Source organism: Rhizobium sp. AN68, assembly GCF_030758035.1.
Taxonomy (GTDB): Bacteria; Pseudomonadota; Alphaproteobacteria; order Rhizobiales; family Rhizobiaceae; genus Agrobacterium; species Agrobacterium tumefaciens.
On the sequence record NZ_JARWMI010000001.1, the window covers coordinates 60259 to 73898 of the forward strand.

Annotated in this window: 14 protein-coding genes and 1 pseudogene; 13 read left to right on the forward strand and 2 right to left on the reverse strand. The window is 56.3% G+C overall.

Annotation, left to right across the window (positions count from 1 at the left end; genetic code table 11):
- Position 1: 1 nt before the first annotated feature.
- Genes RBH71_RS00300 through virB11 form a run of 10 tightly spaced genes read left to right on the forward strand, consistent with a single transcriptional unit; the run spans position 2 to position 8619 of the window.
- Positions 2 to 343, forward strand: a complete 342-nt coding sequence (locus RBH71_RS00300; RefSeq protein WP_013637408.1) for a type IV secretion system protein VirB3 — start codon at positions 2 to 4, stop codon at positions 341 to 343.
- Positions 336 to 2717, forward strand: coding sequence for a VirB4 family type IV secretion/conjugal transfer ATPase (locus tag RBH71_RS00305; protein WP_097170257.1), 2382 nt, complete (start codon positions 336 to 338; stop codon positions 2715 to 2717). The genes RBH71_RS00300 and RBH71_RS00305 overlap by 8 nt, the downstream gene beginning before the upstream one ends.
- A complete protein-coding gene (virB5, locus tag RBH71_RS00310) occupies positions 2717 to 3415 on the forward strand; it encodes a P-type DNA transfer protein VirB5 (protein ID WP_035200923.1) in 699 nt (232 codons plus the stop codon). Before RBH71_RS00305 ends, virB5 begins: the two co-directional genes overlap by 1 nt.
- Entirely contained in the window at positions 3412 to 3645 is a 234-nt protein-coding gene (locus tag RBH71_RS00315) for an EexN family lipoprotein (protein ID WP_113556325.1), read from the forward strand. The genes virB5 and RBH71_RS00315 overlap by 4 nt, the downstream gene beginning before the upstream one ends.
- A gap of 4 nt (positions 3646 to 3649) precedes the next feature.
- Complete coding sequence (locus tag RBH71_RS00320; protein WP_003517252.1) at positions 3650 to 4585, forward strand: type IV secretion system protein; 936 nt, start codon at positions 3650 to 3652, stop codon at positions 4583 to 4585.
- Positions 4586 to 4620: 35 nt separating this feature from the next.
- Positions 4621 to 4887 (forward strand): hypothetical protein, encoded by a 267-nt coding sequence (locus RBH71_RS00325; RefSeq protein WP_112401582.1) that lies wholly within the window; start codon positions 4621 to 4623, stop codon positions 4885 to 4887.
- Between the two features lie 3 nt (positions 4888 to 4890).
- On the forward strand, positions 4891 to 5562 hold the full coding sequence (locus RBH71_RS00330; protein WP_003517248.1) for a virB8 family protein: 672 nt from the start codon (positions 4891 to 4893) through the stop codon (positions 5560 to 5562).
- Entirely contained in the window at positions 5559 to 6413 is an 855-nt protein-coding gene (gene virB9, locus RBH71_RS00335) for a P-type conjugative transfer protein VirB9 (RefSeq protein ID WP_162632803.1), read from the forward strand. Before RBH71_RS00330 ends, virB9 begins: the two co-directional genes overlap by 4 nt.
- Before the next feature lie 14 nt (positions 6414 to 6427).
- Positions 6428 to 7600 carry a type IV secretion system protein VirB10 gene (gene virB10 / locus RBH71_RS00340; RefSeq protein ID WP_111827652.1) on the forward strand — a complete coding sequence of 391 codons (1173 nt, stop codon included), beginning with the start codon at positions 6428 to 6430 and terminating at the stop codon, positions 7598 to 7600.
- Between the two features lie 8 nt (positions 7601 to 7608).
- Positions 7609 to 8619, forward strand: coding sequence for a P-type DNA transfer ATPase VirB11 (gene virB11, locus RBH71_RS00345; protein ID WP_013637416.1), 1011 nt, complete (start codon positions 7609 to 7611; stop codon positions 8617 to 8619).
- A gap of 356 nt (positions 8620 to 8975) precedes the next feature.
- Here the strand turns inward: virB11 and RBH71_RS00350 are convergent.
- Positions 8976 to 9281 (reverse strand): annotated as a pseudogene (locus RBH71_RS00350) (ArsR/SmtB family transcription factor); the annotation flags it as partial.
- A gap of 485 nt (positions 9282 to 9766) precedes the next feature.
- On the opposite strand from RBH71_RS00350, the gene RBH71_RS00355 reads away from it, so the two are divergent.
- Positions 9767 to 10726 carry an AraC family transcriptional regulator gene (locus RBH71_RS00355; protein ID WP_323686945.1) on the forward strand — a complete coding sequence of 320 codons (960 nt, stop codon included), beginning with the start codon at positions 9767 to 9769 and terminating at the stop codon, positions 10724 to 10726.
- A gap of 413 nt (positions 10727 to 11139) precedes the next feature.
- Here the strand turns inward: RBH71_RS00355 and rnk are convergent, their stop codons facing one another.
- On the reverse strand, positions 11140 to 11553 hold the full coding sequence (gene rnk / locus RBH71_RS00360; protein ID WP_003517236.1) for a nucleoside diphosphate kinase regulator: 414 nt from the start codon (positions 11551 to 11553) through the stop codon (positions 11140 to 11142).
- Between the two features lie 519 nt (positions 11554 to 12072).
- Here rnk and RBH71_RS00365 point away from each other — a divergent pair.
- Both RBH71_RS00365 and RBH71_RS00370 read left to right on the forward strand, forming a co-directional pair.
- Positions 12073 to 12498, forward strand: coding sequence for a GreA/GreB family elongation factor (locus RBH71_RS00365; RefSeq protein ID WP_026330856.1), 426 nt, complete (start codon positions 12073 to 12075; stop codon positions 12496 to 12498).
- Between the two features lie 181 nt (positions 12499 to 12679).
- Complete coding sequence (locus RBH71_RS00370) at positions 12680 to 13582, forward strand: DMT family transporter (RefSeq protein ID WP_236735657.1); 903 nt, start codon at positions 12680 to 12682, stop codon at positions 13580 to 13582.
- The last annotated feature ends 58 nt before the right edge of the window (positions 13583 to 13640 follow it).

Here is a 13640-nt window from a genome sequence, read left to right on the forward strand (position 1 = left end):
GATGGTGGGCGGACAAACGGTTCTCGAAGAAGACACACTCTTCATCGCGTGTACGCGTCCCGCGATGATTGCCGGTGTCACGATGGAGGCGATGGGCTTCAACATCATGGTCACGACGATCCTCTACATCGTCGCCGGATCTATCGCCTACGCGTTCGTCGGCATCGTTTTCCATCTCATCTTCAAAGCGCTCGTCAAGCACGATCACAACATGTTCCGCATCCTGCTCGCCTGGGTCGAGACACGCGGCCGTTCACGCAACGGTGCCTATTGGGGCGGGGCAACACTTTCCCCTCTGAGACTGACACGCCGCTTCGACGAAAGGGATATTGGAATTGCCTGACATCGCCACCCTTAGATCACGCGAACTCACGCCAGAGGCTTTTATCCCCTACGTGCGGCACATCGACGAGACGACAATCGCGCTCGAGTCCCGGACACTCATGGTCATGGTCGCGCTCGCAGGCGTATCGTTCGAAACTGCTGATCTGCTCGACATCAACGCGCTCCATCGCGACCTCAACACGCTCTATCGAAATATTGCCGATGAGCGGCTCGCGATCTGGACCCATCTCATTCGGCGCAGGGATAGCGACTATCCGGGCGGAACGTTCGCAACGCCATTCTCCGCCTCGCTCAACAAGAAATACCGGGAACGCATGGCGCGCGAGCACCTTTTCCGCAACGATCTCTATCTGACCGTCCTTTGGTCGCCAGCGCGTGGCCCTGCAGACAAGGCGGGCAAGCTGCTGTCTTACCTTCGACGGTCAAAACGACTCGATATGGAGCTGGATGAAGAGGCTCTGAAACAGCTGAAGGACAAAGTCGTCAACGTAGTGGCGGGCTTGAGGCGCTTTGAGCCACGGGTCCTTTCTCTTTACGAACAGGAAGGCATGCTCTTCTCTGAACCGAGCGAGGTGCTGCACCAGCTCGTCGGCGGGAGGCGTGAGCGTGTGCCGCTTACCGAAGGTCGCGTCGCCTCGGCAATTTACTCTGATCGCGTAATCATAGGTCGGGAAACGATCGAGATCCGGCATGAGGCAGAAAGCCGCTTTGCCGGCATGCTGAGCTTTAAGGAATATCCAGCCCGCACCAGGACAGGCATGCTGGACGGAGTTCTAAACAGTCCGTTTGAGCTCATTCTCTCACAGTCGTTCTGCTTTGTGTCGAAGGCGGACGCTCGCGTCATCATGGGGCGTAAGCAAAACCAGTTGGTGAGCAGCGGCGACAAGGCGGCTTCGCAAATCGATGAACTTGACGATGCGATGGACGACCTGGAGTCCAACCGCTTCGTGATCGGCGAGCATCACCTGACACTCTCCGTCTTTGCGACCTCGTTAAAGGAATTAACCGACAATCTGGCAAAGGTTCGCGCAAGCCTGACCAATGGCGGGGCTGTCGTTGCGCGCGAGGATCTTGGTCTCGAAGCGGCATGGTGGGCGCAACTTCCGGGCAATTTTCGTTACCGCGCGCGCTCAGGCGCGATCAGCTCGAAGAATTTCGCAGCATTGTCACCGTTCCATTCCTATCCGATCGGACAGAAGGACGGCAATGAGTGGGGACCCGCCGTCGCCCTGCTCAAGACCGCTTCAGGCTCGCCCTACTACTTTAATCTCCATTATGGCGATCTGGGCAACACCTTCATGTGCGGTCCGTCGGGAGCGGGCAAAACCGTGATTGTCAATTTCATGCTGTCACAGCTCGAGAAACACGACCCGCACGTGGTGTTCTTCGACAAGGATCGCGGCGCGGACCTTTATGTTCGCGCCGCCGGAGGCACCTACCTGCCGCTGAAGAACGGGGTCCCCACCGGCTGCGCTCCCCTGAAGGTCCTCAACCTGACGCCGGAGAACAAGGTGTTCCTGGCGCGCTGGATCGGCAAGCTTGTGGGTTCAGGGGCGCGGGAACTGACTGTCACCGAACTTCGCGACATCTCCGGCGCGATCGACGGCCTAGCCGACCTGCCCGCTGAGCGACGGACAATAGGGGCGCTGCGGGCTTTCCTCAACAATACGGATCCAGAAGGTATCGCGGCGAGGCTCCGCCGGTGGGAGGAGGGAGGGCCGCTCGGCTGGGTCTTCGACAATGTCATCGAAGATATCGGATTTGGGGATTTCGGCGGATCAGGGAAGTTCATCGGCTACGACATGACCGACTTCCTCGACAACGAGGAAATTCGCACACCGCTGATGGCCTATCTCTTCCATCGCGTCGAGCAGATGATCGATGGCCGCCGGATCATCATCGTCATCGACGAATTCTGGAAGGCGCTACAGGACGAGGGGTTCCGCGATCTTGCGCAAAACAAGCTGAAGACCATCCGCAAACAAAATGGGTTGATGCTGTTTGCCACGCAAAGCCCACGCGACGCGCTGAACTCGCCAATCGCGCACACGATCATCGAGCAATGCCCGACACAGATCTTCCTGCCCAACTCGCGCGGCAACCATGCCGACTATGTCGATGGATTCAAGCTCACCGAGCGCGAATACGAATTGATAGCGCGCGAGCTTTCCGTTGAAAGCCGGAGGTTCGTGTTGAAGCAAGGACACAACAGCGTCGTTGCCGAGCTCGATCTCAACGGCTTCGATGACGAGCTCGCCATCCTCTCCGGCCGGACCGCCAATGTCGAACTTCTCGACGCGATCCGCGCGGAGGTTGGAGACGACGTCGAGAACTGGCTTCCCATTTTCCAACAGCGAAGGAGTGCTAGCTGATGACTTCCTATCGACTTCATGGCGTACTGCTCAGCGCGGTGCTCATGCTTGCTGCTGAAGGCGCGTCAGGGCAGGGGATTCCTGTCAACGATCAGGCTGCGATTGCCAAGCAGATCGAGAGCATCGCGCAGCTCAAGTCGCAACTCGACGCGCTCAATGAGCAGATCGGCCAGGCTCGGCAGCTTTATGGCTCGCTCAACAAGCTGACCGATATGGCGGATGTCGCCGAGGTTCTCAACGATCCGGCGATCCGCAAGGCGCTTCCCTTTGACTTCGCTGCCATCGAGGGATTGCTCAAAGGCAACGGCACCGGCGTGTTCGGTGATTCCGCCTCAAGGTTTCTGGAAGGTAACTCGACCTACCGCACTGACGCCGATGATTTCTACGCTCAGGAATTGTCCCGGCTTCAGAACAAGAATGCCGGGCAAATGAGCCTTGGTGAGCAAATCTACGATGCCGCGACCAAGCGCATCGACGGGATTGATCAGCTGCGGGGAAAGATTTCCACAGCTGGCGACGCCAAAGAGATTGCCGACCTGCAGGCTCGGCTGCAGGCCGAACAGGCATTTCTTCAGACCGACGTCCTGCGGATGGAGGGGCTGAGGATGGTGCAGCAGGCGCAGAACCAGGTCGACGAACAGCGCAAGGCGGAGGACTGGCGCCAACGGATGGACAATATGAAGGCGGCGCTGCAGTGAAGTGCACCCTCATCGTCCTTTCCCTGGTGCTCTTGTCGGCTTGTTCGCAAGAGGCGGAGCGAACTCATACGGTGGACGAGTTCGTCGCCGACACCGAATTGCTGTCCCGTACGATTACCGAGTGCCGCAACAACCCGGGTGCATTGCGCCAGACGCCCAATTGCCAGAACGCGGAAGCGGCCGATGTTAAGCTCCGGCTCCAGAACATGCGCAAGGCATTGGGAGGCTGACCAAATGTACCAGGTGTTTGAGTTTATCGACGGTCAGTTCAAGCGGCCGTTGGAGACTTTCGTCTCGGATGGGACGTCGAACATAGCAGAATGGGTCGCTGGTCCGTTGACGGTGGCAGTGACCCTTTACGTCGTCCTCTACGGCTATCTCATCCTTCGGGGCTCGGTCCAGGAACCTATCCTTGACTTCGCCTTCCGCGCGATGAAGCTCGCGATCATAGTGATGCTGGTGAAGAACGCGGGCGAATACCAGACCTATGTCACAAACATCTTTTTCGATGTTTTGCCGCGCGAGATCGCTCAGGCGCTGAATGCAGGTACGGCGCCGAGTGCCAGCACCTTTGACAGTCTGCTCGACAAGGGCCAGGCCTCTGCGACCGATATCTGGACCAGGGCTTCCTGGCCGATTGACATCGTCACAGGTGTGGGCGGCATCATGGTGATCGGCGTCAGCTTTCTGGTGGCGGGGATCGGTTATGTTGTTTCCCTTTATGCACGGTTGGCGCTGGCGATCGTCCTGGCGATCGGGCCGATTTTCATTGCGCTTGCCATGTTTCAATCGACGCGCCGTTTTACCGAGTCCTGGATCGGGCAGCTCGCAAACTTCGTGATCCTTCAGGTCCTTGTCGTTGCCGTCGGTTCGCTTTTGATCTCCTGCCTCGACTCGACCTTCACCGCAATCGACAGCTACAGCGACGTCCTTATGCGCCCTATTGCTTTTTGTGCCATCGGGATAGCTGCCCTGTACATATTCTACCAGCTACCTGGCATTGCATCGGCGCTGGCGTCTGGCGGCGCCTCGCTGGTCTATGGTTACACGACCGCACGCGATGCGCATGAAGGCATGCTGGCCAGAGCAGCCTCCCACACCGGCCGGATGATCGGTCGCGGTGCTCGGTTTGCCCGCCGCGCCTTCGGATCAAGAAATGCCGGCGTATGACACCCATTCCAGAACATTAGATAAAGGCCTGCTGAATGATTAAGCCTGCCCTGTTTCTCGCCTTCTCAGCCACGCTTGTCGGCTGCGCTTCGATGACCTACCCATTGCCGAACTGCGACGGCTATTCGCGCCGCCCATTGAACCGCTCGATGTGGGACTGGGAGGGCGGCAGCAAGCTGAAACAGCAGCAATCCAACACGAGTTCGTCCACGTCCCTCACACCTTTCGTAGAAGAGGCCAGCGAGACTTCCGCTTTTGCGCATCTGGACATCGACGGTTCCTATCGCCGCTGTGAGGGATGAAACATGGTGACGACAGATAATCTCAAGAGCTACTTCGACAAAGCACGTCGTTTCGACCAGGACCGGATGATCCAGGTCGAGCGATCGAACAGGATTGCCTGGTCGATCGCCATAGTTTCAGGCATTGTCGCCGCTGTAGCCGTCTTCGCGGTCGCGTGTCTCACACCCCTCAAGACGGTTGAACCCTTTGTGGTGCGCGTCGACAATTCGACCGGCATTGTCGACGTCGTGTCAGCGCTGACATCGACGGCTGGCACCTACGATGAGGCGGTGACGAAATATTTCGCTGCAAAATATGTCCGGGCCCGCGAGGGTTACGTCTGGAGTGAAGCACAGGAAAATTTCCGCACCATCGCCCTCTTGTCGACGCAAGCGGAGCAAACGCGTTTCGCGGCCCTCTACCGTGGCAGCAACCCGCAATCGCCCCAGAATACTTATGGTCGCGGGGCTACAGCAAGGATCGATATCGCTTCAATCTCCCTCATCAATCAGAATGTCGTTTCCGTACGCTACATGCGAACCATCACGCGTGGCGAGGAAGTACGAACGACCCATTGGGTTGCGTCGATCACCTATTCCTACGCGAACGCTCCGATGTCCTCGACGGACCGGCTCGTAAACCCGCTCGGTTTCGTCGTCAGCGAGTATCGCGCTGATCCGGAGGAGGTGAGATGATGCGCATCCCTCGAATTCCTGCACTCATCGTGACCCTTTCGATGTCGCCGGCGTTTGCGCTTGAGATACCCCGAGGTGCCTCGCAAGACAGTCGTATCCGGTTCGTGAACTACCAACCCTACAACATCACGCGGGTGGTCGGCACTCTGCGGTCATCCGTACAGGTCGAGTTCGCGGCGGACGAGGAAATCGCCCATGTCGCGCTCGGCAATAGCGTCGCCTGGGAAGTTGCGCCGGCCGGCAACATCCTGTTCCTGAAGCCACGCGAGAGCCAGCCGGTGACGAATATTTCCGTGGTTACGACGCGCAGGGATGGCTCGACCCGCAGCTACCAGATGGAACTGACGGCGCGCGATGGCTCCGTAGAGGCTGGCCAAAACACCTACTTCTACGTGAAGTACAGGTATCCAGGCGATGACGCCGAGCTTCGCCGCCAGCAGGCAGCGTCGAGGGCTCTCGCGGCCCAGGCGAAGGACGCCGACAATGTGCTGGCGCTTCACGAAGCCTATGGCCCTCGAAACTGGCGCTATTCTTCTCAGGGATCGCAGGCACTGGAGCCGCAAAGCGTCTACGACAACGGCAAGATTACAACGTTCGCCTTTGTGGGTAACCAGGAAATGCCCGCGATCTATATGGAGAACTCCGACGGCTCCGAAAGCCTTGTTCCGAAGTCGGTCGATGGAGATCTGGTGATGGTGCACGCGATCAGCCGCAAGTTCATCTTGCGTCGGGGCAAGGATGTGCTCTGCGTCTACAACGAAGCCTACGACCGCGTCGGTATCAATCCTGACACCAACACAACGTCTCCTTCGGTGGAGCGCGTCGTGAAGCGCGACGTTACCGGGCGATAGGGAAGGGAACAGTCATGGCTCAGGAAGACGAGGATCGCATCCCCGGAGAGCGTGCCGAAACCGTCACCAGTCGTCAGATCGACAACAGCCCTCTCTTGAAACGCGGCGCTGTTGCCATTGCGATCATCGCGTTTGTCAGCTTCGCGCTTTGGTCGACGACGGGAAAGAAGGGAAGGGATGAAAATCTTCAGCCCGAACGGATCATTATTCGTCAGACGACCCCCTTCGAGGCCGCAAAAGAGAAAGTTGAACCGGACCAGGCGCTCCCTGAAGTAAAATTGCCAACGCCTGTCGTCGAACCGGTCATTGAAGAGCAGGATAAGCTGCTCGATTCCGCGCGCCGCGCGCCCGTGATGGCCTTCAGTGGAGGGCAGAGGAATCGGAAAGAGCTGAGGGAAAGCGACAGCTCTTATCCTTCCGACAACAGCAATTTCGTGCCGCTCGACAACAATATGTCTGTTCAGAACCAGCAAAACAATGAGCAGCAGCGTTTCGATGGCCTGCTGCGGCCAACGCGGCTTGAAGGCTCAAGGGCCGGTACACTCGGAAACCGCAATTTCATCGTCGCGATGGGAACGACCATTCCCTGCGTTCTTGAAACCGCGTTAGCATCCGACCAGCCGGGATTTACCACATGTGTGATCAACCGCGATGTTCTCTCTGACAATGGCAGGGTGGTCTTGATGGAAAAGGGCACGCAGGTTGTCGGCGAATATCGTGGAGGGCTCCAACGCGGGCAAAAGCGCCTGTTTATTCTCTGGAATCGCGCGAAAACGCCGAAGGGCGTTATCGTCACTCTCGCATCACCAGCAACCGACGCACTTGGTCGTGCCGGTGTCGACGGGCATGTCGACACCCATTGGTGGGAGCGGTTCGGCAGCGCTCTTCTGCTTTCCATTGTCGGGGACGCGACGAACTATGCAAGCAGTCGGCTGCGGGACAGCGATGTCGACGCGCAAAAAACAACGAGTGCCAGTCAACAGGCGGCCGCCATCGCGGTCGAGCAGTCCATAAATATCCCGCCGACACTCAATAAGCACCAAGGTGAACCGGTTTCGATCTTTGTCGCTCGCGATCTCGACTTTTCCGGCATCTACGGTCTTCGGGTGACCGAACCCAGAAACCGCGTTTTCGATCGTGCAGTCCTGGGGGATTTCGCGCCACGATCGACGCTCCTAACGAAATAGGGCGCGAAATGGCAGAGAGGCAGGACTCGGCTGTCGTCAGCGAGCTGATGAAACCGTTTTCGACATTCCTTCAGGACAAGTCTCTCCTAGAGGTGATCGTCAATCGGCCCGGGCAGGTCTTGACGGAAGGTCCTGGTGGGTGGCGGACCTATGAAATGCCGGAACTGACCTTCGAAAAGCTCATGCGTCTCGCCCGGGCAGTCGCAAGTTTTTCGCATCAGTCGATTGATGAGACGCGTCCAATATTGTCGGCGACGCTACCCGGGAACGAACGAATCCAGATCGTCATCCCCCCGGCGACCATCAATGACACTGTCAGCATGACAATCCGCAAGCCTTCCTCGGTCGACTTCAGTCTTGATGATCTGGAGGAAAAGGGATTTTTCCAGACAGCGTGCGCAGCGACCAGTACCTCCTCCTCCGCGCAGGATGAGGAACTGTGTGAAACATATCGTGCCGGCCGTTTTAAGGATTTCCTGCGGCAGGCCGTCATCGCTCGAAAAAACATCATCATTTCTGGCGCCACAGGTTCGGCGAAAACGACACTTTCCAAAGCATTGATCAAGCATATTCCCGAAAACGAGAGGGTCATTTCAATCGAGGACACTCCCGAGCTCGTTATCTCACAACCGAACCACGTGCGCTTGTTCTACTCGAAAGGACGGCAGGGGCTTTCGCGTGCCGGACCGAAAGAGCTTCTCGAATCCTGTCTTCGTATGCGGCCGGATAGGATTCTGCTTCAGGAGCTTCGCGATGGGACGGCCTTTTATTATATCCGGAACGTGAATTCGGGCCATCCTGGCTCAATAACCACGGTCCATGCGAACTCGGCCGAATTGGCTTTTGAGCAACTGGTCCTGCTCGTTAAGGAGTCGCAGGGCGGCGCAGGCCTGGACCGGGCCGACATCGTGGCTTTTTTGAAGGCGAGTATCGATATCGTTGCTCAGTGCAGGCGACACAAAGGAAACTTTCGGCTGTCTGAGGTGTATTTCAGGAGTGAGTGTAGAGCCACGGAATAGCAAACTGAGCGACTCACGGAGTTCCGAGGTGCGGATTGTGGTCCTGATGTTTCTTGTTGGGTGTGTCTCCGTAAAGAGCGCCGAAAGCAGCACGGTAACCGTGTAAGTCGATAAGCGTAGTACACCTTAAGGCAACTCTGACGTATGCCTGCAAGATCCTCGTTGTCACTCATCCATGGAGTGTCGATCACAGATCAGGCGACAGCGGACAATATGCGGTCGGACAACCGCTTACAATACATCAAGAAAACAGTCTAAAGCGGCGAGGAATCTTGACTGGCCAGCCAGTCCAATCCAGTGAAGCCATCCATAACGTTACCAGCTTCATGCGCCGGGGCGAATTTATCGCCGCTTGGCGCAGCAGCCGGAGACACAGGCGGTTGCTCGCGGAAAATCGCTTCCAAAGTAGCTAAAATACGCCGCACGGCATCGGAATGGCTGAAATAGTAGATCACCTGCGCTTCACGGCGGGTTTGTACGACGTTTGCATTGCGCAGCTTGGCGAGGTGTTGCGACAAGGCTGATTGGCTGAGGCCAACCCGGTGTGCCAGCTCACCAACCGGAATTTCGGCGTCAACGAGAATCCGCAGTATTGCGAGCCTTTTCGGGTTTTCCATCGCCGCTAAAAGCTTGGAGGCCGAAATAATTGATTGCTCATCCAGACATCTCTGTATCAAATCCGTATCCAAACCAATTTATGTCGCGGACGTTTAGGCCATAATCCTTGGCTAAGCCATTCGACGTGAACCTTTTTTAGAGGTTTAGAGCCGCGACCGGTAAGGCGCCAATGTTTATAATTAAGAATAGTCGAAAACTCTCACTCTCAAAAGGCGCGTGAAGCCGATGAGCCACCTGTAAAGTGCAGGTGTGTTTCTGAGGTGCAATTTTTTTGCGACTATTGCCAGCGTGCCGGACAAATGTCCTCTGAACCGTTCACTAGACATTGAGAACGTCTTCCGCAACGCAGAGGCTGATTGCAAGCATGACTGATTACGACCGAAATGGAGCAATACCCTCGGTTGATTCCCAGATCTAAATGATGCCGCACCGTTGGTTATTATAGGGACATATGATGCCATTTCAGGTGATTTGAGTTGGTACCTAATGCGCTTTTTATCACGTCAACCTGTGTTGGGATGTGCGGGAAATGTCGGACGGGCTGTACAAAAAGCTCAAGATCTCGTCGAGAGATATTGGGGAAGTCGAAGAGTATCTGAGTGAGGCGTATGCTCCCGTCGCTGTCATGCCACTGGGCTCACACGACAACTACGGGGTCACCGGTCAACTGGCCGTAATCGATGAAGTATTCTTCGAATGGTCGGCGACCATAGGTTCGTATCGCGTTACTCCCATTGCGATGTTCGACGCTGTTCTGTTTAATTTCGCGAGCAAGGGAGCGACCGAATATGACTTCCGGGGTGAAAGGCTATCGATTGCGGCTAATCAGGTCATTGGCTACCGGCACGCCGATAGCGTGGATGTCCTTGATGGTAGCGAACATTCAACAGTCGTTATCTCAGACGCTCTATTATCAAGACGCATGTTGATATTGCTCGATCGGCCTGTGGTTCAGCCGATCGAATTTAGCAAACGCGCTCTGGATCATGGCAAACTCGAAGGGCTTCCGGCTCTTGTTCAAATGCTGAACGGTTCACCGTTACAAGGAATTGCCAGGTCATTGAATAAGCAGTCTCCGAGTATGGGTAATCTGATCGTTGACAGTTTTCTTCTAAACTATCCGAACAACTACACGCAAAAACTTGAGGCGCCTGTGCCCGTCATTGCTCCACGACAAGTCCGTCGAGCGATTGATTATATCCATGCGCACCCAGCGGCTAGAAGCTCTCCTGAACTCTTGGCGGGCCTGAGCGGGGTCAGTGTTCGTTCTTTGCAATATTCCTTTTTGAACTGCGTGGGACAAACAATAAGTGAGTATCAGCTTGCTCTGCGCCTTCAAAAAGCTCGCGACGAGATCGATCGGAATAAGGATCGGTCCGTAAAGGAGATTTCTCAGGCGTGGGGATTTGCAACCCAAAGTGCCTTCACCCAGAGCTTCAAAAAAGCATTTGGGGTCAGCCCATCTCAACACCGGAAGGGCGAACTTTAGGCGCTGGATCGTCCATGGCATTTATCCGCCTCGGTTTTCGGCGTGGCAATGGCGTTGCAGGATGTGTGACATCAGTCAAGCATAACCATCTGAGCCGCCACCTGCTCCTCGAACAACTTCGAGAAAGAGGTGATGGGTGCCGAAACGATTGCGCTTCTAGTAGCTCATTCAGATATTCAGGTGATGTTCATTCACGTTGAAACGCAAGGCGGTATGCATGGATCGAAGCTTGCCGGGTCATCCAGGGACAGATGGCCAACCAAGGGAGTGGAAGATGAAGCTCTCTGGCATCGATTGGGATCGCAATAGTCGCGATTACTCGCGACGTTTGAATTGTGACCTCGTCAATCGGTGGATGCGGACGGTCGCCGTCAATTTGTAAACGGGTTCTCGTATCATCCGGAATGAGGGTCTTAAGAGGCGTTGACCGTTAAGTCGGCCATCACCTCAAGGACGGTCAACTTGTGTGAATGCCCGTCACGGCCCTTCCACTCGATCTGCTGTCCGGGAGAAAGACCAAGAAGAGCAGCTCCAATCGGGGTCAGCACGCTGACCATTGAGCGTTCGATGTCGGCGAGGCCGGGGTAACAAAGAGTTACCGTCCTTCTGGCTCCGCCTTCCGTCAGGTAGGATACCGTCGATCCGACCGCCACTGCGTCTGCGGGGAACTGGTCATCCTCTACGACATCAGCACGCTCAAGTTCGATAAGCAACTTCTCGGCATCGTCGAGGTCGCGCCCCGGTGCCGCCAGTGCAAGAGCGGTCAGACGAGCGTGGTCAGTCTGCCGGACGATGATGGACGGCTTTGTGTAATCAGTGGTGTTCATTTCATATGCCTCGTACCGCGGCCGAATAGCTGCGTTTTAAAAAGACTGCTTGTGGAGGGTGAGGTCGCGCAATCCCGCAGGATCAAAGCCCGGGTTCAGACGCGCGACAGCAGTCTACGTCCCGGGCTAGTATCCTTCGACGGGATACTCTCGGCAGAGGCGAAATTTATGTGAATTGCCAATTTTCAACATGGTGCCCTAATCATGGCATGCCTGAGGGGGAAGTCAAGAAGCGCTCCGTGAGACGCTGCCCGGCGCTTTTGATCTCGGCAAGTGCCCTTGACTTCATGGCACCTTCCATAAATGCTAGGTTGATGTTGAACGAGAGCAAAAGACGCGCAGTGAGCGCTTTCAGGGTCTGCCCCATCGCAGGATCGTAACCGGGTCCGGCCACTGTCGCCTGCCGGATCCAGAGTGGCTACGTCAACACGTTCGCCTTACCATCTGCGGCAAGTCTCTCTTCAAACAAGTCAACGCCCTTCCTCTAGCGATGGGGTTGTTGCGCAGGTCACAATAAACATGTCTTCACTCAGCCAAACCATGCCCATAATCGGAGCAACAGACTTTCACACACTTAGCCGCCTGACGCTCGTGGCCCTGACCAATGATTTCGACGTCGGCCCCGACTTGAGTGAGAAGCTGGAAAACTCCTGGGTCTTGGCAGACGAACAGGTCTCGCTCGACACGGTCTGCCTAGGATCAACTGTCTCGTATGATGTAGAGGGGCAGCAACGCCAGGTTACCCTTGTTCTCCCGAATGAAGTGCTGGCAGACGCGGGCCGCTTGTCTGTATTGACGCCTGTTGGCGTGGCGCTCTTGGGCCTTAAGCCCGGGCAGCGCGGGGAGTGGAATTCTCGCGATGGACACAGAAATCAATTGACTGTCGTCCGGGTCGGCCGTGCCGGTTTACGACGAGCAGCCGCGGAAGCCTTCAGCCACCTCTGAACGCGATGATATCGACGCAAGAAAGGTCTGCAGGACCGGATGTCTGCGCTTGCTTGCGCACGTTCCTCCGCCCTTTGAACGCACCAACAACATCTGTTTCGTATGGTGCTTCAGATGTTTGGCCAACAAAAGTGGACCAAGGCTTCCCTTATCGCGGCAGCACAAGCTGTCCGGAGCAATCATGGAAAAAGACACACATTTTACTGGAATGCGGGGGCGGGCAGGTTTTGCGCAGGGACTTGGCTGGATGGCGCTGAGCATGGCGTCCTTCATAAGCATGGCTGTCGGGTCTCGCGAGCTCGCATCGACCTTGTCGATCAGACAGGTGCTGTTTTTCCGGGCTCTCGTCGGTCTCGGCGTAATTTTGCTGGTGGGACGGTCACTCCTGCCGCAGATCCTTCAGAAGAAACTGTTTCCAAGGCATCTCGCCCGAAACGTCGTTCACTTCACCGCCCAGTATTTCTGGACCATTGGCGTGGTCTCTCTCCCACTGGCCTCGGTCTTTGCACTCGAATTTACGATGCCGATCTGGGTCGCATTTTTCGCCTGGCTTTTTCTCAAGGAGCAGCTAACCGGGCCTCGGCTTCTCGCAACCCTTGGCGGTTTCATCGGTGTTCTGGTGATAGTGCGTCCAGGATTCGGCGTCATTGATCCGGCTGCTGGTTTAGTGCTGCTGGCGGCCGCCGGCTATGGGCTTTCCTTAATTCTCGTCAAGCAGCTCACGAAAGAATGCTCACCAGCAATCATCGTGGTCTGGATGATCCTCATTCAACTGCCGCTGGGACTGCTGGCCGCGTTGACGGACTGGAGGGACGTTAGCCTGTCCGATATTCCGTGGATGATGGTTGCCGGCGTTGGTGCCTTGAGTGCGCATTACTGCCAGGCACAGGCGCTTAAGCGCCTCGATGCATCTGTCATCATGCCTATCGACTTTTTGCGTGTACCCATGGCTGCGGTCGTCGGGTTCTACGCTTACGGAGAAGGCGTAGACGCCTGGGTCGTCATCGGCGGATGCATAATCCTGCTGTCGAACTTCCAGGCGATGATGTCCGAGCGAGTGAGGTCAAAGAACCCCGATGTCTGACGAGCCAAGGCAGTCACCCTCGCCGGCAGTGATCAGGCTGCCTTGCCCATGCCGATCT

Coding starts and splice junctions, on each gene's coding strand:
- RBH71_RS00300 (WP_013637408.1), top strand. CDS start 2: ATGGTGGGCGGACAAACGGTTCTCGAAGAAGACACACTCTTCATCGCG.
- virB5 (WP_035200923.1), top strand. CDS start 2,717: ATGACTTCCTATCGACTTCATGGCGTACTGCTCAGCGCGGTGCTCATG.
- RBH71_RS00320 (WP_003517252.1), top strand. CDS start 3,650: ATGTACCAGGTGTTTGAGTTTATCGACGGTCAGTTCAAGCGGCCGTTG.
- RBH71_RS00325 (WP_112401582.1), top strand. CDS start 4,621: ATGATTAAGCCTGCCCTGTTTCTCGCCTTCTCAGCCACGCTTGTCGGC.
- RBH71_RS00330 (WP_003517248.1), top strand. CDS start 4,891: ATGGTGACGACAGATAATCTCAAGAGCTACTTCGACAAAGCACGTCGT.
- virB9 (WP_162632803.1), top strand. CDS start 5,559: ATGATGCGCATCCCTCGAATTCCTGCACTCATCGTGACCCTTTCGATG.
- virB10 (WP_111827652.1), top strand. CDS start 6,428: ATGGCTCAGGAAGACGAGGATCGCATCCCCGGAGAGCGTGCCGAAACC.
- virB11 (WP_013637416.1), top strand. CDS start 7,609: ATGGCAGAGAGGCAGGACTCGGCTGTCGTCAGCGAGCTGATGAAACCG.
- RBH71_RS00355 (WP_323686945.1), top strand. CDS start 9,767: ATGTCGGACGGGCTGTACAAAAAGCTCAAGATCTCGTCGAGAGATATT.
- rnk (WP_003517236.1), bottom strand. CDS start 11,553: ATGAACACCACTGATTACACAAAGCCGTCCATCATCGTCCGGCAGACT.
- RBH71_RS00365 (WP_026330856.1), top strand. CDS start 12,073: ATGTCTTCACTCAGCCAAACCATGCCCATAATCGGAGCAACAGACTTT.
- RBH71_RS00370 (WP_236735657.1), top strand. CDS start 12,680: ATGGAAAAAGACACACATTTTACTGGAATGCGGGGGCGGGCAGGTTTT.